The sequence below is a fragment of the Acinetobacter lwoffii genome (genome assembly GCF_024129355.1).
GTDB classification, from domain to species: Bacteria; Pseudomonadota; Gammaproteobacteria; order Pseudomonadales; family Moraxellaceae; genus Acinetobacter; species Acinetobacter lwoffii_I.
Genome location: NZ_JAMXXP010000014.1, coordinates 1 through 18,799, shown reverse-complemented (window position 1 = coordinate 18,799; position 18,799 = coordinate 1). Strand labels below are relative to the sequence as shown.

Below are 18,799 nucleotides of genomic sequence, written 5' to 3'. Positions count from 1 at the left end.
AGCGTTGTCATTGTACTGGAAAAGTAACTTTAAATAAATTAAATAAGCCGTCAAAGCCATAAAAACTTAAAAAAAATAATGGAATTTATCTGCGATTTTAAAATAGTACAAAGGAAAATGGCAGAATCGGGCGGGAAATGCAGCGGTGATTTTCATGCTAAATTGGCTCTCATAATTAAGCTTATCTGGTAGATGATGCCAGTTGATTCACTTCAAAACTCGATCAATACAGTGATTCTCCTCAAAATAGTAAATAAGCTAGCTGGCAGATATCGAATGATTTTCAAACGGATTTCCCATTAAAAAACATAAAATTAATAAGTATTAATAAAATATCTCCCTATAATTTTTGGTCAAAAATACCGCTATACTCTCGAAAAATAGTCAAGAATCACAAAAATCAATAAAAAGGTGAAGAAAGCATGCCACTTATTCTGGTTGTTATTGGGATGATCGCATTCGGGGGATTTTGGGCTTATCCCAAATATCAGATTATGCAGCTTGAAGATGAAGCACGCACAGGACTGAAATCAGGTGGATTTTCAGCTTTTGCGGAACAGGCCCGACCTGTCATGCAGGCCATGAAAATGGATTTTAGTGTGCTGGACCAATATCCCAATATTCGTTTTTACATGCGGCATATGGCTTATGAGGGCGACCAGCTGGATGAGCGGATTAAACTGGATATGCAAGCCATGTCTTGTGAGTCGATCAATTCCTTTAAAGTCATGGAACCCAAAGCACGTACGGCGATGCTGAATGTACTGGAAGATGATCAGATCATTTTTCATGTGTATCTGAAAAATAAGCTGGGCGAGGAACTCATGCACCATGAACAGAAGCTATCGCAATGCCCAAATTTCATTGCAGTTCGTCATTATGAACGTAGTTCAGATTCCTAAACTGGTTTTGGCAACCATTGCATACCTGTCGAATTGAAAAGAATAGAACTGCAACCTCTCACCCTATGCTTTTTTAGATTTTCATGGTGAGGAATGATTGTATTCCTTGGTCGCAAATTCAATGATACGTTGGCAAGTCTCTGCCAGGCATACATTTTGGTTTGAATAGATCTGCAACAACTGTCTCGCTACAGCCAACGTCAGGAAAAATTGGTACTCAGTATGATCAATATTTACAGTGGGATGGGAAGGAAAATGTGCTTCGACCATGACTGCCTTGGATTGCAGTGTCCAAGGCAGTTCTGCATAGATTAAATCCTGTGCAGAAAATTCATGCTGATTTAGCAGGAGATAAAATAAATCCATTCATTTTGACTCCCCGAATGTTTGTAGGAATTTCTCAAGCGTCGTTTATTCAAAGGCGCTGACATCTCCCATACCACGACGAATCACTTCTGGATGATCACCAGATAAATCTACAATAGAGGTCGTGCTCAACGTGCCTAAACCACTATCTACAAAAACATCAATGCGTTTGCCCAGCTGCATTTCAATATCATAAGGATCATCAAGTGGGTCAGTCTGACCCGGTAAAATCAGGGTAGAGGTTAACAACGGTTCACCGAGTTCTTTCAGTAACATTTGACACACCGGATTATTCGGAATGCGCAGACCAATGGTTTTCTTCTTGGGATGCATCAATCGACGTGGGACTTCGCTGGTCGCAGGTAAAATAAAGGTCGTGATGGCTGGTGTATTATTTTTTAGCAAACGGTACATGGCATTGTCCACCTTGGCATAAGTGGCAATATCGGACAAATCACAGCACAGAATCGCATATTGGTGTTTTGGACCCAGACCACGAATTTGCGCAATCCGCTCCATGGCACTCTTGTTCCCAATCTGGCAACCAATCGCATAGGCCGCATCAGTAGGATAGACCACCACATCACCCGCACGGATACGTTCCACTGCCTGACTGATTAAGCGGGGTTGCGGATTGTCTGGGTGTACGCGTAAATGCAGCATAGAGACTACTCCAAGCTTGGGCTGATGGCTTATTATGTGGCGCTCAGGCAAGATCTGGCAATCATAAAAAAGGTAGATTTGTGTAATTTAATCAAGCATTTCACGTATAAATTCATCAGATTGTAAACTTTTGCCACCTCTGATGCAGATACAGATACATTGGATAAAGCGCGCTGCATCACATGGAAGTTTGGCTGTACCATTAAAATAAGCCTGTACTTGAGCGTAGACATTATCTTTAAAGCTGGCACCATCACCGCCGTCGCCAGTCAGGTTATCCAAAGAAACCCGAAATTTACGGCCAAAAGCCTGGGCAAACATCCACTCAATTGCCTGTGGCTTGATTTCCACCTGTTCAAATAAAGCCTGCTGTTCACGGGTCCGCCCATCCGGGGCATACCAGTAACCCAGATCAGGCAGCAGGCGGCGTTTGTCTCCGGCAATGGTCCAGTGGCTGATTTCATGCAAAGCGCTATTAAAGAAACCATGGGCAAACTGGATGCGGGCAGGACGGTCTGCGCTGGCAGGGAAATATTCTGGTTCAAATTCGCCGCGCACTAAAGTGACATTTAAATGGGAAAACCAGTGATTAAAGTGTAAGATGAGCCAGTCCACCTGCTGCGCTTCTGACGATAAATTCGCCCATAGCGAGAGTTGCACTTGTTGTGTTGAACTGTCAGAATCAAGGCTTGGAATTGTGCTAACGAGTGATGAAACATTCACTTCTGTTTGCGGCTGCAACAGATGCATGACTTGAGTTACCCAAATGGTCTGTCGAAATAAGTACAAAATTGTATCTTAATCTTTGACAGAGTACTGATGAATTTGTAGAATTGCCGCCTTAATTATGTCAGCAAATACCTTTCCGGCACAGATTGAGCCGTTTAAATGGGCTGAACAGGGCTTTAAATGGTCAGGTCAACTGCCTTTATCCCGCTTTGTTCGTATCGCTCGTGAAGCTGTTGGATCAATTGATGATCAATTGATTAACATAGACTGTAAGCTATCAATGGATGCCTATCATCGTATTGCATGGCTAGATGGTCACGTTGAAACAAAAGTTCCTATGGAATGCCAGCGTTGTCTGGAAACTGTAGAAATTGAACTGGTTTCATCGTTCCATTTGGCACTTGTGGATGATGAGTCACTGATAGAGCGCTTGGATGAGGATGCTGATTTCATCGTCCTAGGTGAAAGTGAAGCAACGACCAAAGGTGATTATGATGCACCAGCGACCGCTGATTTACTCGCGCTGATAGAAGATGAACTGTTATTGTTGATGCCGTTGTCGCCTAAACATGAGTTTTGTGAACATAAGCATCAACCTGCCGTAGAAGAAGTGGCTGAAGAAAAACGGGACAACCCGTTTGAAGTTTTGGCTGCTTTGAAGGGTAAACTTAACTAATTTTTGTGTTATACTATTGTGTATAAGACAATCGAATTTGTTCTGATCCATTTTTTCGATCTTTGTAAGGAGCCATCATGGCCGTTCAGCAAAACCGTAAAAGTCGCTCTCGCCGTGACATGCGCCGTTCACATGACGCTTTAACCGAGAATGCATTAACTGTAGACCAAGCTACTGGCGAGACTCATCGTCGTCACCACGTATCTAAAGATGGTATCTACCGTGGTCGTCAATTATTCGCTAAAGCATCTGCTGAATAATTGGTGATGTATTAAGCGTCAAGCTTAGTAGAAAAAATGGGAGCATTTAGCTCCCTTTTTTTTGTCTTTGATTTTTAGTGGTATCGGTTTTTTGTTGTATTTGGCAATTACCGCCAGCAAAATTACATGCTAAATTGCGCTCCACAATGATTTAGGTGGTCTTATTGGTCAGTCTTCTTGTTAGGATTGAAGAAGCACACCTCTTGAATGAAAGGATTTTATTATGTCTGCTACACCACTCGAACAAGCAGCACCCGCAACAAAAACTGCATTTGTGTTTCCGGGTCAGGGCTCACAAAAAGCCGGTATGCTGGCTGAGCTTGCAGAACAGTTTGCGAGTATTCGCGAGACATTTGCAGAAGCATCTGAAGCCGTCAGTTTTGATCTGTGGCAGATTGCGCAAACTGGCGAAGGTCTGGATCAAACTGAATTTACCCAGCCGGTATTGCTGACTGCAAGTATTGCCTTATGGCGCGTGTGGTTGGAATCTGGCGGTGTAGCACCGAAATATCTGGCAGGCCATTCACTGGGTGAATATAGCGCACTGGTCGCATCGGGTGCTTTAAGCCTGGGTGATGCTGTGAAGCTGGTGAACCTGCGTGGCAAACTCATGCAGACTGCAGTACCTCAGGGTGTAGGCGCGATGGCTGCCATTTTGGGTCTGGACGATGCCAAAGTGATTGAGCTGTGTGCACAAGCAACTGCAGCAGGCGAAGGCTCTGTCGAAGCAGCGAACTATAATGCGCAAGGGCAAGTAGTCGTTGCAGGCAATAAAGATCGCGTTGAAGCAGTGATGGCATTGGCCAAAGAAAACGGCGGAAAAGCCATTGCATTGCCAGTATCGGTTCCATCGCATTGTTCATTAATGAAACCTGCTGCTGAACAGTTTGCTCCGGCATTGGAACAAACCGCCATTGAGCTACCACGCATTCCTGTATTACAAAATGTAGGCGCGCAAGCGGCAACCAGTGTAGATGAATTGCGTCAGGCGTTGACCGCGCAACTTTATGAGTCGGTACAATGGACTAAAACCTTACAATTCCTTCAAGATGAAGGTGTTGAGTACATCGTAGAATGTGGTCCGGGTAATGTATTGACCAACTTGGCGAAACGCTTGCCGAATATTCAAAAAGCACTTCCACTGGACAGTCAATCTCGTCTGGAAGATGCATTAAACACCGTATTGGCGGCAGAAGGGAAAAGTGCATGACACAGGAACGTAAAGTTGCTCTGGTAACAGGTGCAAGTCGTGGTATTGGTGCTGCGATCGCACAACAGTTGATTCAAGACGGTTATTTTGTCATAGGTACTGCAACGTCTGAAGCAGGTGCGGAAAAATTATCTGCACAGTTTGCTGAAAATGGTGCTGGAAGAGTACTAGATGTACGTGACGGTGCAGCGATTGATGGGCTGGTAACGGACATCGAACAGAACTATGGTCCAGTCCTTGCGTTGGTCAATAATGCCGGTATTACCAAAGACAATTTGCTGCTGCGTATGTCTGAAGATGACTGGGATGATATTTTAAATATTCACCTGAAAGCAGTTTACCGTTTGTCTAAGCGCGTACTTAAAGGCATGACCAAGGCGCGTTTCGGTCGCATCATCAACATCAGTTCTGTGGTGGCACACTTTGCCAACCCGGGTCAGGCCAACTATTCTGCTGCCAAAGCAGGTATTGAAGCATTTAGCCGTAGCCTTGCCAAAGAAATGGGTAGCCGTCAGATTACCGTAAACTCGGTAGCACCAGGTTTTATTGCGACTGAAATGACTGAGCAGCTAAGCGAAGAAATTCGTAAAAAGATGACTGAGCAGGTGGCATTAAACCGTTTAGGTGATCCGCAGGATATCGCAAATGCCGTAAGTTTCTTGGCTTCGGATAAAGCCAGTTACATTACTGGTACAGTTATGCATGTAAATGGGGGCTTATACATGAGCTAAGCTCAAGTATAAACTTTCCAAATTTTTTAGATTCAATTAAACTAACGGCATTAAAAACGCCACAAGCAATGAGGAGAATTCCTGTGAGCGATATCGAACAACGTGTTAAGCAAGCAGTTGCAGAACAACTTGGTATCAAAATCGAAGAGATTAAAAACGAAGCATCTTTCATGGATGACTTAGGTGCAGATTCTCTAGATCTAGTTGAACTTGTTATGTCTTTCGAAAATGATTTCGACATCACGATTCCTGATGAAGATTCTAACGAAATCACAACTGTTCAATCTGCAATTGACTACGTTTCTAAGAAACTAGGTTAATCGCCGATTTCAGCTTTGCTGAACATAAAGACCACCCTAGAGGTGGTTTTTTTGTGTCTGCTTTTCACATGAATGGAGGTTTTACAATTCATTACCTTTCTGTCACCAATGACTAACTATCTCTCTAGAGTTTTCATTATAAAAATAAGAGTGATGTGACATTAACAACAAGAATGGAGTCCGCTATGGGTCTTTTTGATTTTGTAAAAGGTATCGGTAAGAAGAATACAGCTGCTGCGGAACCACAGGCTGCACCTACAACGACAACGCCGGCTGCAGCACAACCTGCGGAGCCTTCTGCTCAGGAAGTGGCAAATAAATTACTCGGCCATGTGAAAAGTCTGGGCCTTCCGATCACTGGTTTATCCATCAGTTATAATTCAGCCTCGGATCTGGCCACGGTCAGAGGTCAGGTGCAAAGTCAGGCCGATCGTGAAAAAATTATTCTGGCGGTGGGGAATATTGATCATGTGGCCAAAGTGGATGATCAGCTTACGGTCAGCAGCCCTGAACCGGAAAGCAAATTCTATACGGTAAAATCGGGGGATAGCTTGTCAAAAATCTCGAAAGAATTTTATGGTGATGCCAATCAGTACAATAAGATCTTTGAGGCCAATCGCCCATTGCTCAAAGATGCTGATGATATTTTCCCGGGACAGGTACTCCGTATTCCTGCTTAAGGTTTAATAAGTCCAATCAATGTTCAATCTCAAAGCCCCGTTTGGGGCTTTGTTGTTTTTGCTGGTAGCTTTAGAAATTCAAAATCATTAAATACCCAAGTCCAGATATAAACTTTCTTTGACTTCTTCCATCACTACATAACTATGTGAAGATGCAGAAGCGGGCAGTTTTTTCAGTAAATCCCCCAGTAAACGGCGATAAGCACTCATTTCTTTTAAACGTGCTTTGACCAGATAATCAAAATCACCGGAAATTAAATGGCATTCCAGGACTTCTGGAATCTCAGTCAGATTACGAGCCACCTGATCAAAGACATCTCCTGATTTGGCGGAGAGTTTGATTTCCAGAAAAACCAGCAGGTTGCGCTCCAGCATTTCCGGATTTAAACGGGCGTAATAGCCCATGATAATGCCTTCGCGCTCTAGCCGTTTTACCCGTTCTGAACAGGGCGTGGTCGATAGATTGACGCGTGCTGCAAGTTCGCTAATGGCAATCCGGCCATCGCGTTGCAGGATATCCAGAATCATGCGGTCAATGCGGTCTAATTTGCGCATCAATATTTCCCTCTTTTTTTTTAATTCTGCCCGAAAAAATATTTATTCCACTGAATATACAGTCTGAATATAGTGAATTTAACTATTAAAGCAAAAATATACTAGTGAAATAAACTGAAAAGATGTTTGAGGGTTAAGGTAATGCGCGTATTGGTTTTAGGTAGTGGTGTGATTGGTGTGGCAAGCGCTTACTATCTGGCGCAGCAGGGAGCAACCGTGACTGTGTTGGATCGTCAGGCAGGTCCGGCGCAAGAAACCAGCTTCGGTAATGCCGGGCAGATTTCTCCAGGATATTCGACCCCTTGGGCTGCACCAGGTATTCCATTTAAGGCAGTCAAATGGATGTTTCAGCATCATGCACCGTTGGCGATTAATGTCGATGGCAGCTTGTGGCAATTGCAGTGGATGGCACAAATGCTGAAAAACTGTAATGCCCAGCATTATGCAGTCAATAAAGAACGGATGGTGCGTGTGGCTGAATACAGCCGTGACTGTTTGCGTAATTTGCGTCGCGATATTGGCATCTCTTATGAGAACCGCTCGAAAGGCACTTTGCAGATTTTCCGTAAAGATGCGCAGCTGGATGCGGTGCAGCGCGATATCGAGGTTCTGAAAGAAACCGGAGTGGAGTTTGAACTGCTGGACCGCGATGGACTGGCGCGTGTAGAACCGGCATTGGCACAGGCTAAAGATAAACTGGTGGGTGGTCTGCATTTACCCAATGATGAGACGGGTGACTGCTATCTGTTTACCAATGCTTTGGCAGAGCATGCCAAAGGGATGGGTGTAGAGTTTAAGTTTAATCAAAACGTTGAAAAGCTGATTGTAGAAGGTGACCAGATCAAAGGTGTTCTGGTGAATGGTCAGGTGCTCACGGCAGATAAATATGTGCTGGCCTTTGGTAGTTATTCACGTGATTTCCTCAAACCGCTTGAACTGAATTTACCGGTCTATCCGGTGAAAGGTTATTCACTGACCATTCCGATTTTAGATCCGGCCTATGCACCACAATCTACAGTACTGGATGAAACCTATAAAATTGCGATTACCCGTTTCGACCAGCGCATCCGCGTAGGGGGAATGGCTGAACTGAGCGGTTTTAACTTGGGTCTGAATGAAGACCGTCGTGGCACGTTGGAAATGGTGACCCGTGATTTATTCCCGGGGGGTGACATGAATCAGGCCAGCTTCTGGACAGGCCTGCGTCCAATGACCCCGGACAGTACGCCAATTATTGGGAAAACCCGTTTTAAAAACCTGTTCCTGAATACTGGACATGGCACGCTGGGTTGGACCATGGCCTGCGGTTCAGGGAAATTAATCAGCGATCTGGTTTTGGCACGTGATCCTGAAATTAGTACCGAAGGATTGTCATTGGCGCGCTATCACCAGGCGGCTTAAGACTATCTGAGGCGGAATATTCAAGGAGGAATGTATGCCACGTCCCATTACTGCAATTATCCATCAACAGGCGCTTGCGCATAATTTAAGTGTGGCGCGCCAATGTATGCCCAATAGTCAGGTATTTGCCGTGGTCAAGGCCAATGCCTATGGGCACGGGATTGAACGTGTCTATGCTGGACTTGAAGGTGCAGACGGTTTTGCCTTTCTGGATATTGAAGAGGGCGCGCGGCTACGTGCGCTGGGATGCAAGAAGCCGCTAATGTTGCTCGAAGGTATTTTCGCTTTTGAGGATTTATTTGCATGTGTGAAGCATGAAATGAGCTTTGCCATTCATTCCCGACATCAAGTGCAATGGCTGAAACAGTTTGCCGAAATAGCGCCGGATGCACAGTTTGATGTGTATTTGAAAATGAACAGCGGCATGAACCGTCTGGGTTTCGAGCCGCAGCAATATGCAGATATCTGGCAGGAGCTGCAACAGCTGAACACTGTCCGTTCCATTACCCATATGACCCATTTCTCCGATGCGGATGGTCAGCGTTTTGGCGTGGACGGGATTCAGTATCAAAACCTGATTTTTAGCCAGTCCATTCAGGGGCTTGAAGGTAAAATCTCGCTCAGTAACAGTGCAGCCATTCTGCGGCATCATCAAACCCTTCATTCCGATATCGTACGTAGCGGCATCATGCTGTATGGCAGTTCACCGGATTATCCAACACACACGATTCTAGACTGGAATCTGCAACCGAGCATGAGCTTACGCAGTGAAATTATCGCCATTCAAACGATCCAGACAGGTCAGAGCATTGGCTATGGTTCCAAATTTATTGCCACACAGGATATGCGGATCGGCATTGTGGCCTGTGGCTATGCCGATGGCTATCAACGTCTATCGGCGACCGGTACGCCTGTGCTGGTCGATTCAATGAAAACACACACATTGGGTCGGGTCAGTATGGATATGCTGGCCGTAGATCTGACTGCACTGCCGCAGACGAATGTCGGTAGTGAAGTGGTACTTTGGGGCCAATCTTCCCAAGGTGTGGTTTTGCCGATTGATGAAGTGGCGGCCAGTTCAGGCACCATCGGCTATGAGCTGATGTGTGCGGTGACCGCTCGGGTTCATTTCCAGATTGACGCTTAAATTTTTAATTTAAATTTTATTTAAATATCCCAAACAAGGAATATCAGCATGACACAGGCAAATACAGCCATTCAGCGACTCAACAGCAATCAAATCATGAGTGCGGTGACGATTCATCAGCAAACCGTGTATCTATCGGGTCAGGTGCCGAATAGCACGGATATGGATGTACGCGGCCAAACACTGGAAGTCTTTGCAAAAATTGAGGAATTGCTTGCATTGGCCAATACTGATAAAAGCCAGCTGCTTTCTGCACAACTGTTCGTGAAAAATCTGGATGATTTTCAAACTGTGAATCAGCTTTGGGTGGAATGGTTACAAGGTCATGGCACGCCGGCACGTGCCACGATTCAGGCAGATTTGGTTAATCCGGACTGGCTGATTGAAATTGCAGTCATTGCAGCTCAAGCTTAATTTAATTTTTAATGTTGAAATCTCCCATGCAATGATTTAAGTCGTTTTAGTGCAGTAAATCTCACTGAACAGCGCAGTAAAAAGTATGAAAATGTCATAATAAGCGTTCGAGGACTGAACGTTGTAAATTCAGCTTGATGCTGTTGTAAAGATTAAAAAGGATGTAAAAATGAAAACCACCCCGGGCACAGAAGACGTAAAATCGTCGCCGCATGAGTTGCAACGAAAACTCTCTAACCGACATTTGCAGTTAATCGCCATTGGTGGCTGTATCGGTACTGGCCTGTTTATGGGATCGGGAAAAACCATCTCCCTGGCAGGCCCTTCAATTTTGATCATTTATATGATCATTGGTGGCATGTTCTTCTTCCTGATGCGTGCGTTGGGTGAAATGCTGTTGTCCAATCTGCATTACAAATCTTTTATTGATATGGCCCATGACCTGATCGGGCCGGGTGCTGGCTATTATATTGGCTGGTCGTACTGGCTGGGTTGGGTGCTGGTAGGGATTGCCGATCTCGCGGCGATTATTAACTATTTGAGTTTCTGGCTGCCCGAAGGCATGGCCTTTACCCCGATGGGGCAGGCGATGATTAGTATTGGCTGTGTGCTGTTTATTCTCGCGATTAACCTAGTCACGGTAAAACTGTTTGGTGAGATTGAATTCTGGTTTGCACTGATCAAGATTTTAGCTATTCTCGGTTTGATCTTTGTCGGTGGTTATATGGTGTTTAGCGGTTTTCAGGCACCGAGTGGCGCCGTCGCCAGCTTTAGTAATGTCTGGGCACATGGTGGTTTATTTCCCAAAGGCTTTACCGGTTTTCTGGCAGGCTTCCAGATTGCCATGTTTGCCTTTGTCGGGGTGGAACTGCTCGGCACCATGGCGGCAGAAACAAAAGATCCGGAAAAGAATTTACCCAAAGCGGTCAACGCCATTCCTACACGGATCATTCTGTTCTATGTATTGTCATTGCTGATGATCATGTCGGTCACACCGTGGCATCTGATTCCTGCGGATCAAAGTCCTTTTGTGAGTTTGTTTCTGTATGCCGGTATTCCAACTTCAGCCATTATCATGAACCTGGTGGTGTTGTCGTCAGTGATGTCCTCTATGAACAGTGGCGTATTCTCGACCAGCCGTATGTTGTTTGGTCTGGCACGTGACGGACAAGCACCTCAAGCTTTGGCGCGGTTATCTAGCAGAGCTGTACCAGCCACAGGGTTATTTTTCTCCTGTGCTTTTATTATGTTGGGGGCAGCATTTCAGTATTTTGTACCAAACACCATGGAAGCTTTTACTCTGGCAAGTTCGCTGTGTGTGATCCTGTTTATTAGTATCTGGAGCATCATCATGGTGTGCTACATCCGTTACCGTAAGCAGCAACCGCAAAAACATGTGGCTTCGACCTTTAAAATGCCGGGTGGAGTGTGGATGTCTTATGTGGTATTGGCATTCCTGTTATTCGCCTTGATTATTTTAAGTCTGGAACCCGATACCTTAAAGGCTCTTATGATCAGTCCTTTATGGTTAATTATTCTGGCAGTGACCTATCGTTTGCTGTATAAGCCGCGTATGCGTCAGCGTGGTAATCCTTAAATATTCAGACATAAAAAATCCCCGACTGATCGGGGATTTTTTATTTAGCAGGTGAATTAGAAAGTAGGTTTAACCACGACTAAAATCACCACTGCAAATAAGATCAGGGTTGGCATCTCATTAAAATAACGCCAAAACTTGTGTGACTTGTAATGTGCATTATCAATCAGCTTCTTGCGGTAATAACCACACACCAGATGGTAAATCACCAATAAGCCGACCAGGCCGACTTTAAGGTAAAACCATAAGGCTTCATGATAGTGACGCGTTGCATCACCCCAATCCACCAGAAAGTGCGCCGTAATCAAGGTAGCCAACATGGCCGGCCACATGATGCCACGGTACAGCTTGCGTTCCATGACTTCAAAGCGTTGATGACTGACGGCATCTTCGCTCATGGCATGATAAACATATAACCGTGGCAAGTAGAACAAAGCCGCGAACCAGCAAACCACCGCAATAATATGTAATGCTTTTACCCACAAGAAAGCATCAGAAGGAGCATCCATCAAGTCACCCTAAACTGGGCAGCTTAGCCTTCCCATTTTTTGAAAATGAGACAAGCATTTACGCCGCCGAAACCGAAACTGTTACTCATCACAGTATTCAATTTTGCGTCACGTTTTTCAAGCACGATATCAAACGGTTTTGCGCCTTCATCCAGCTCGGTCACGTTGATGTTTGGCGCAATAAAGTCATTTTGCATCATCAGAACTGAATAAATCGCTTCCTGAACACCAGCAGCACCCAGACTGTGACCTGTCATTGACTTGGTTGAGCTTAGTGGCGGAACCTGACCTTCACCGAAAGCACGTTCCATTGCTTTAAGTTCTGTGATGTCACCCGCTGGAGTAGAAGTACCATGTGTATTTACATAGTCAATTTTATCGACACCGTGTTGTTTTGCTTCTTCTAAAGCCATCAGTACACAACGCGTTGCACCTTCACCAGATGGTGCAACCATGTCGGCACCATCCGAGTTAGCTGCATAGCCTACGACTTCGGCAAGAATGTTGGCACCACGCGCTTGCGCATGTTCCAAAGACTCAAGGATTACAAAACCACCACCACCGGCAATCACGAAACCGTCACGGTCTGCAGAATAAGGGCGTGATGCTGTTTCAGGGCTGTCGTTGTATTTAGAGCAAAGTGCGCCCATCGCATCAAACAACAAGCTTTGTGACCAGTGATCTTCTTCACCGCCACCCGCCAGCATTAAATCTTGTTTGCCGAGTTGAATCAGGTTGTAGGCATAACCAATCGCATCCGCAGAAGTTGCACATGCACTAGTAATGGTATGTGCTACACCTTGTAATTTGAATGCAACGCCAACGTTAGCCGTAATGGTGTTGGTCATATTACGTGGTACAAAGAAAGGACCGACTTTACGCGCACCTTTGGTTTGCAATAATTCGTTCATTTCAATAACGGAAGCAGTTGAACCGCCACCTGAACCACCCGCGATACCATAACGTGGGTTGCCAGCTAAGTCTTCAACCTTTAAACCTGCATGTTCAACCGCAGCAAGAGCTGAGTTATATGCATACATCGCACATACACCCATAAAGCGTTTCAGTTTGCGGTCGATCCCATCGAAATCCTGCTCGGCTGCAGCACTGACATGACTTTTGAAATTGAGTTCAGCATAAGTCGGATTAAAACGTGTTCCTGAAATCCCGTTTTGTAAAGAATGGTTTACATCCTCTAATGTATTACCAATACATGAGTTGATACCCATGCCAGTGATGACAACACGTTTCATCTACAGATCCTTATAGTTTGCTCTATGCTCAGCGGCAGATATCTGGGTTTTAAAATCGCCCAATCCAGCGCCTAGCCTTATTTCATGATGGGGAACATGATAGCAGAAAGACTTTTGAAATCTTATGGCAAATGTTATGCCGTGTGACAGTCGGTTGAGTTTGTGAGTCGGCGTGTAGGGGTTTTACTAAATGAAACAGAATAAAGTTGAGATAAACGCTGACTACACCTAGTATTTATACCAAATACAAGCACATGAATGCTGAGGTAAAAAATGGTAAATGCTAATAATAAACAATCTAATGGTCTGATTTCGAATGCCTTTGGAGTGGCGAAAAAGTTCAGTTCAACCGGATTGGATTTGTTGAATCATGTTGCGCCGGATTCGGTGACTAAAGCGCTGAAGCCTTCCAGCTCCGATCAGGTGATTGACGGTTCGGCGAAGACGAAAAGCGCTTTTTCAGCTAAAAAATATGATAATCCTCAGCAAATGCTTCGCGAGCATCTTCCAAATGTCTCTCGTCAACTTCTCGGGCGCCGCTTTAATACCGTGAATAATGTCGCGCATTTTGTTTCTCCAGACTTAACCGAAAAAGTGTCTAACTACTTTTATGAGCGTCTGAATCAATTTAGTAATCAAACCAGTTCGGTTGATGCCATTCTGAATGAAGCTGGAGCGAAAGATTTAGAGGAATTGACTCAGGACGTTGACCGATCCAAGCGAATTTCACAGGCTTTAGGTGAACAAAACAAATGGATTGCGACGGTTCAGGGTGCAGTGAGTGGTGCTTCAGGGATGCTTGGCACCGCGATTGATATTCCCGCTTCTTTACTGATGGCGTTGCGTACCATTTATCAAGTCGGTCGCTCTTATGGTTTTGACCTGAGCAAAGAAGATGATCAGGAAATCGTCCAGCATATCTTTAGACAGATCGACCTGAGCCTGATTGCAGAAAAGCAAACCTTGTTATTGGGTTTAAAAGCGTTAAGTAATACCCTTAAAACTCATGATATCTCCCAGCTACAAGCCATGCTAGGTTCTGATAATGATGTCAGCGCTATCAAACAATGGCTAAGTCGTCATGAGGGAGAGGCTAAATGGGAATGGATGAATCATCTGCCAAAAATTTCGATTCTGGAGCGATTAACCAAACTAACGCCTCTGGCAAGTGCAGGTATTGGTGCAGTATATAGCCACCGTTTTGTCGAGGATGTAAATCAGAAAGCTCAAGAAGCATTCTCACATGCACGCCAATACCTAGTTCAGCATCAGGATTCGCAATTGTCTCCTTATGCTGCCTATGAAAAAGCAGTCAGTTTGTTACAACAGGCAACTCCGAAACTCCTAAATGGTGCCTCTCACGAAGTTGAGCTTCCGAAAGATAAGCCGATCATGGATAAAGATATTGCGATTGAGGGCAATAACACGATTACCCAAGTCAAGCTGGTCAAAAAAGAGCAGAATGATCTAAGCTCTGAAGAAGCAGAAGTGAAGAAAGATGAAAAGGTGAGTGAAGGGCTGGAGGCGCTTAACGATGAGTTGGTTGAACCTGCGGTAGATAAGCAGTCGCAACAACCCGCTTTAACCAAAACTTCATTTGATCCGGAAATCGAAGCTGAACTGCATCCAGAAGCTGCTGACGAGGCAGAAGCTGCTACAGAGACTTCACAGCAGGGCGTAGACGATCAAGAAAATTCGAAAACTGAATCTGAAGCTCAAGATGTGACTAAAAAAGTCAGTAAAAATTCAAAAAAATAAGCGAATTTTGAAGGTAAATAAAAGCAGGCAAATGTCGTGAGAAACGGTATTTGCTTGGCTTGAGTAGGTTGACCAATTTTGCATCTTGAATTACAATTGCATGCCCTCAAAAAGTAGTAGTTTTTTGGGGCTTTTTATTAACGGGAGAATTGCCAAATGGCAACAACAAATCAGTTGATCCGCAAGGGTCGTACGACTTTAGTTGAAAAATCTAAAGTTCCTGCGTTGAAGGCTTGTCCACAGCGCCGTGGTGTTTGTACACGTGTTTACACAACTACACCTAAAAAACCTAACTCAGCAATGCGTAAAGTTTGCCGTGTTCGCTTAACTTCAGGTTTCGAAGTTTCTAGCTACATCGGTGGTGAAGGCCATAACCTACAAGAGCACAGTGTTGTTCTTATCCGTGGTGGTCGTGTTAAAGACTTACCAGGTGTACGTTACCATACCGTTCGTGGTTCTTTAGACTGTGCTGGTGTTAAAGATCGTAACCAGTCTCGTTCTAAATACGGTACTAAACGTCCTAAGAAATAATTCATTAAGAATTAAATTTTAAGAAGGTAGAACCGCAATCCTTTATCGTCTCGCTTGTCTGATTTCTGCATTAATTTTGTGAAAATTCCAAGCGACGTATAGTAAGGCCAGCGAGTAGTACATGACACTTTGTACTCATGCTGGATAAACCTGAAGTGTCATCTTTATAGGTAGTTTAAAATGCCAAGACGTCGCGTAGTCGCTGCTCGTGAAATCCTTCCGGATCCTAAGTTCAGCAGCCAAACAATCGCTAAATTCATGAACCACGTAATGCAAGATGGTAAAAAATCTATTGCTGAAAGTATCGTTTACGGTGCTTTAGACCGCGTTCAAGAAAAATCTAAAGTAGACCCAGTTGAATTTTTCGAGACTACTCTTGAAAAAGTTCGTCCTATGGTCGAAGTAAAAGCACGCCGTGTTGGTGGTGCTACATACCAAGTTCCTATGGAAGTACGCCCATCCCGTCGTACTGCTCTAGCGATGCGTTGGTTAGTAGATGCTGCTGCTAAGCGTTCTGAAAAAACTATGGCTTTACGTCTTGCTGGCGAGTTGCTTGATGCATCTGAAGGCAAAGGCGCTGCGGTTAAGAAACGTGAAGATGTGCACCGTATGGCTGAAGCCAACAAAGCCTTCTCTCACTACCGTTTCTAAGCAGATAAAACAGGCCCTATTCAGGAGGGTGACAAGACCGTCATGGTTTTGTCACCAAAGCGCTTTAAGTTGCTATGCAGCTTAAAGCGTCCTGTTTTAAACAACAAAATTTAGGAATGCTAGAAATCATGGCACGTCAAACCCCAATTTCTCGTTACCGTAACATTGGTATTTCTGCGCACATCGACGCAGGTAAGACAACCACTTCTGAACGTATTTTGTTCTACACAGGTGAGAGCCATAAGCTTGGTGAAACTCACGAAGGTTCGGCAACTACGGACTGGATGGAACAAGAGCAAGAACGCGGTATTACCATTACCTCAGCAGCTGTAACATGCTTCTGGAAAGGTATGGGCAACCAGTTCGAACAACACCGTATTAACGTAATTGACACCCCGGGACACGTTGACTTCACGATCGAAGTTGAGCGTTCTATGCGTGTTCTTGACGGTGCGTGCATGGTTTACTGTGCTGTAGGTGGTGTTCAGCCGCAGTCAGAAACTGTATGGCGTCAAGCAAATAAATATAAAGTTCCACGTATTGCGTTCGTTAACAAAATGGACCGTACTGGCGCGAACTTCTTCCGTGCAGTTGAACAAGTTAAAACACGTCTTGGCGGTAATCCAGTGCCAATCGTTGTTCCAATTGGTGCAGAAGAAAACTTCCAGGGTGTTGTTGACCTAATCGAAATGAAAGCGATTATCTGGGATGAAGCATCTCAAGGTATGAAGTTCGAATATGGCGAAATCCCTGCTGAATTGCTTGAGCTAGCTCAAGAATGGCGTACTAACATGGTTGAAGCTGCTGCAGAAGCATCAGAAGAACTCATGGACAAGTACCTAGAAGGCGAAGAGCTGACTAAAGAAGAAATCGTTGGTGGTATCCGTAAGCGTACATTAGCGAACGAAATCCAACCAATGCTTTGTGGTTCTGCATTCAAGAACAAAGGTGTTCAACGTATGTTGGACGCAGTAATTGAATTCTTGCCAGCACCGACTGACGTTGAAGCGATCAAGGGTATCCTTGATGACAAAGCTGAGACTGAAGGTTCTCGTGAAGCATCTGACGAAGCACCGTTTGCTGCGTTAGCGTTCAAAATCATGAACGACAAATTCGTTGGTAACTTAACGTTCGTACGTGTTTATTCTGGTGTTCTTAAAGCGGGTAGCCCGTGTTATAACCCAGTAAAAATGAAGCGTGAGCGTGTTGGCCGTATCGTACAGATGCACGCAAATGACCGTCATGACATCGAAGAAATTCGTGCGGGCGACATCGCGGCATGTGTAGGTCTTAAAGACACGACTACTGGTGATACATTATGTGATGAAAACCACGTAATTACACTAGAGCGTATGGAATTCCCAGAGCCAGTAATTGCACTTGCAGTTGAGCCTAAAACTAAAGCTGACCAAGAAAAAATGTCAGTTGCTTTAGGTCGCTTGGCGAAAGAAGATCCATCATTCCGCGTTCGTACAGACGAAGAATCTGGTCAAACGATTATTGCTGGTATGGGTGAGCTTCACCTTGACATCATTGTTGACCGTATGAAGCGTGAATTCGGTGTTGAAGCGAACATTGGTAAGCCAATGGTTTCTTACCGTGAAACGATCAAAAAGTCTGTTGAGCAAGAAGGTAAATTCGTACGTCAAACAGGTGGTAAAGGTAAATTCGGTCACGTATACGTACGTTTAGAACCGATGGATCCTGAATCTGAAAAAGATTACGAATTCGTTGAAGAAGTTGTAGGTGGTGTTGTACCTAAAGAATTCTTCGGCGCGGTTGACAAAGGTATTCAAGAACGTATGAAGAATGGCGTTTTGGCTGGCTACCCAGTAGTTGGCATTAAAGCGACATTGTTTGATGGTTCTTACCATGACGTCGACTCTGATGAATTGTCGTTCAAAATGGCGGGTTCTTATGCCTTCCGTGATGGTTTCATGAAAGCGGATCCTATCCTTCTTGAACCGATCATGAAAGTTGAAGTAGAAACTCCAGAAGACTACATGGGCGATATCATGGGTGACTTAAACCGTCGTCGTGGTATGGTTCAGGGTATGGACGATCTTCCTGGTGGTACTAAAGCCATTCGTGCTGAAGTTCCATTGGCTGAGATGTTTGGTTACGCAACTCATATGCGTTCTATGTCTCAAGGTCGTGCGACTTACTCTATGGAATTTGCTAAATATGCTGAAACTCCACGTAACGTGGCTGAAGGCATCATTTCTAAGTTCCAATCTGGCGGTAAAAAAGGTGACGACGAGTAATCTTTCGATTACTATAAGCCCAAACTAATTCATAGTTAAACCCAAGTGCTCATGCAGTGATCCTGCATGAGTAGTTTAAAAAGGAAGATCTCATGGCTAAGGCTAAGTTTGAACGTAATAAGCCACACGTTAACGTGGGCACAATTGGTCACGTTGACCATGGTAAAACAACTTTAACAGCT

22 protein-coding genes are annotated in these 18,799 nt (G+C 44.6%); 16 read left to right on the top strand and 6 right to left on the bottom strand.

What is annotated here, in order from left to right:
- Nucleotides 1–422: 422 nt before the first annotated feature.
- A complete protein-coding gene (locus NI468_RS08730) occupies nucleotides 423–902 on the top strand; it encodes a hypothetical protein (RefSeq protein ID WP_004279222.1) in 480 nt (159 codons plus the stop codon).
- A gap of 81 nt (nucleotides 903–983) precedes the next feature.
- Here the strand turns inward: NI468_RS08730 and NI468_RS08725 are convergent, their stop codons facing one another.
- From NI468_RS08725 to NI468_RS08715, 3 genes are all read right to left on the bottom strand, one after another.
- Entirely contained in the window at nucleotides 984–1,268 is a 285-nt protein-coding gene (locus NI468_RS08725) for a hypothetical protein (RefSeq protein ID WP_004279223.1), read from the bottom strand.
- 45 nt (nucleotides 1,269–1,313) lie between these two features.
- Nucleotides 1,314–1,931 carry an L-threonylcarbamoyladenylate synthase gene (locus NI468_RS08720; protein ID WP_004646095.1) on the bottom strand — a complete coding sequence of 206 codons (618 nt, stop codon included), beginning with the start codon at nucleotides 1,929–1,931 and terminating at the stop codon, nucleotides 1,314–1,316.
- Between the two features lie 87 nt (nucleotides 1,932–2,018).
- Complete coding sequence (locus NI468_RS08715; protein WP_253101389.1) at nucleotides 2,019–2,681, bottom strand: elongation factor P hydroxylase; 663 nt, start codon at nucleotides 2,679–2,681, stop codon at nucleotides 2,019–2,021.
- A 97-nt stretch (nucleotides 2,682–2,778) separates the two neighbouring features.
- Here NI468_RS08715 and NI468_RS08710 point away from each other — a divergent pair, with 97 nt between their 5' ends.
- The 6 genes from NI468_RS08710 to lysM all read left to right on the top strand — a co-directional run bounded on the left by NI468_RS08710 (nucleotide 2,779) and on the right by lysM (nucleotide 6,537).
- Nucleotides 2,779–3,336 carry a YceD family protein gene (locus NI468_RS08710; protein WP_004279226.1) on the top strand — a complete coding sequence of 186 codons (558 nt, stop codon included), beginning with the start codon at nucleotides 2,779–2,781 and terminating at the stop codon, nucleotides 3,334–3,336.
- Between the two features lie 77 nt (nucleotides 3,337–3,413).
- Nucleotides 3,414–3,596 carry a 50S ribosomal protein L32 gene (gene rpmF, locus NI468_RS08705; RefSeq protein ID WP_004279227.1) on the top strand — a complete coding sequence of 61 codons (183 nt, stop codon included), beginning with the start codon at nucleotides 3,414–3,416 and terminating at the stop codon, nucleotides 3,594–3,596.
- A 223-nt stretch (nucleotides 3,597–3,819) separates the two neighbouring features.
- Nucleotides 3,820–4,806, top strand: a complete 987-nt coding sequence (fabD, locus tag NI468_RS08700) for an ACP S-malonyltransferase (protein ID WP_216986583.1) — start codon at nucleotides 3,820–3,822, stop codon at nucleotides 4,804–4,806.
- The gene (fabG, locus tag NI468_RS08695) at nucleotides 4,803–5,537 is read left to right on the top strand and encodes a 3-oxoacyl-ACP reductase FabG (protein WP_004279229.1); all 735 of its coding nucleotides are present in this window, start codon (nucleotides 4,803–4,805) and stop codon (nucleotides 5,535–5,537) included. The genes fabD and fabG overlap by 4 nt, the downstream gene beginning before the upstream one ends.
- Before the next feature lie 83 nt (nucleotides 5,538–5,620).
- Nucleotides 5,621–5,857 carry an acyl carrier protein gene (gene acpP / locus NI468_RS08690; protein ID WP_004646101.1) on the top strand — a complete coding sequence of 79 codons (237 nt, stop codon included), beginning with the start codon at nucleotides 5,621–5,623 and terminating at the stop codon, nucleotides 5,855–5,857.
- A 185-nt stretch (nucleotides 5,858–6,042) separates the two neighbouring features.
- A complete protein-coding gene (lysM, locus tag NI468_RS08685) occupies nucleotides 6,043–6,537 on the top strand; it encodes a peptidoglycan-binding protein LysM (protein ID WP_191112326.1) in 495 nt (164 codons plus the stop codon).
- Between the two features lie 87 nt (nucleotides 6,538–6,624).
- Here the strand turns inward: lysM and NI468_RS08680 are convergent, their stop codons facing one another.
- Nucleotides 6,625–7,092, bottom strand: coding sequence for an Lrp/AsnC ligand binding domain-containing protein (locus tag NI468_RS08680; protein ID WP_004646102.1), 468 nt, complete (start codon nucleotides 7,090–7,092; stop codon nucleotides 6,625–6,627).
- A 141-nt stretch (nucleotides 7,093–7,233) separates the two neighbouring features.
- Here NI468_RS08680 and NI468_RS08675 point away from each other — a divergent pair, with 141 nt between their 5' ends.
- The 4 genes from NI468_RS08675 to NI468_RS08660 all read left to right on the top strand — a co-directional run bounded on the left by NI468_RS08675 (nucleotide 7,234) and on the right by NI468_RS08660 (nucleotide 11,651).
- Entirely contained in the window at nucleotides 7,234–8,493 is a 1,260-nt protein-coding gene (locus NI468_RS08675) for a D-amino acid dehydrogenase (protein WP_004646103.1), read from the top strand.
- Between the two features lie 34 nt (nucleotides 8,494–8,527).
- A complete protein-coding gene (alr, locus tag NI468_RS08670) occupies nucleotides 8,528–9,640 on the top strand; it encodes an alanine racemase (protein ID WP_216986584.1) in 1,113 nt (370 codons plus the stop codon).
- 48 nt (nucleotides 9,641–9,688) lie between these two features.
- Complete coding sequence (locus NI468_RS08665; protein ID WP_216986585.1) at nucleotides 9,689–10,054, top strand: RidA family protein; 366 nt, start codon at nucleotides 9,689–9,691, stop codon at nucleotides 10,052–10,054.
- Nucleotides 10,055–10,223: 169 nt separating this feature from the next.
- On the top strand, nucleotides 10,224–11,651 hold the full coding sequence (locus NI468_RS08660) for an amino acid permease (RefSeq protein ID WP_004646106.1): 1,428 nt from the start codon (nucleotides 10,224–10,226) through the stop codon (nucleotides 11,649–11,651).
- Nucleotides 11,652–11,707: 56 nt separating this feature from the next.
- Here NI468_RS08660 and NI468_RS08655 read toward each other — a convergent pair whose 3' ends face one another.
- A complete protein-coding gene (locus tag NI468_RS08655) occupies nucleotides 11,708–12,160 on the bottom strand; it encodes a CopD family protein (RefSeq protein WP_004279237.1) in 453 nt (150 codons plus the stop codon).
- A gap of 23 nt (nucleotides 12,161–12,183) precedes the next feature.
- A complete protein-coding gene (locus NI468_RS08650; protein WP_004730606.1) occupies nucleotides 12,184–13,413 on the bottom strand; it encodes a beta-ketoacyl synthase N-terminal-like domain-containing protein in 1,230 nt (409 codons plus the stop codon).
- 273 nt (nucleotides 13,414–13,686) lie between these two features.
- Here NI468_RS08650 and NI468_RS08645 point away from each other — a divergent pair, with 273 nt between their 5' ends.
- The 5 genes from NI468_RS08645 to NI468_RS08625 all read left to right on the top strand — a co-directional run.
- Nucleotides 13,687–15,171 carry an EcsC family protein gene (locus NI468_RS08645; protein WP_253101382.1) on the top strand — a complete coding sequence of 495 codons (1,485 nt, stop codon included), beginning with the start codon at nucleotides 13,687–13,689 and terminating at the stop codon, nucleotides 15,169–15,171.
- Nucleotides 15,172–15,327: 156 nt separating this feature from the next.
- Nucleotides 15,328–15,702, top strand: a complete 375-nt coding sequence (gene rpsL / locus NI468_RS08640; RefSeq protein WP_002050319.1) for a 30S ribosomal protein S12 — start codon at nucleotides 15,328–15,330, stop codon at nucleotides 15,700–15,702.
- A gap of 180 nt (nucleotides 15,703–15,882) precedes the next feature.
- Nucleotides 15,883–16,353, top strand: coding sequence for a 30S ribosomal protein S7 (gene rpsG, locus NI468_RS08635; protein ID WP_004279240.1), 471 nt, complete (start codon nucleotides 15,883–15,885; stop codon nucleotides 16,351–16,353).
- Between the two features lie 128 nt (nucleotides 16,354–16,481).
- The gene (fusA, locus tag NI468_RS08630) at nucleotides 16,482–18,617 is read left to right on the top strand and encodes an elongation factor G (RefSeq protein WP_180181093.1); all 2,136 of its coding nucleotides are present in this window, start codon (nucleotides 16,482–16,484) and stop codon (nucleotides 18,615–18,617) included.
- A gap of 92 nt (nucleotides 18,618–18,709) precedes the next feature.
- Nucleotides 18,710–18,799 (top strand): GTP-binding protein (locus NI468_RS08625; protein ID WP_072292276.1); only part of this gene is annotated, 90 nt, incomplete at its 3' end.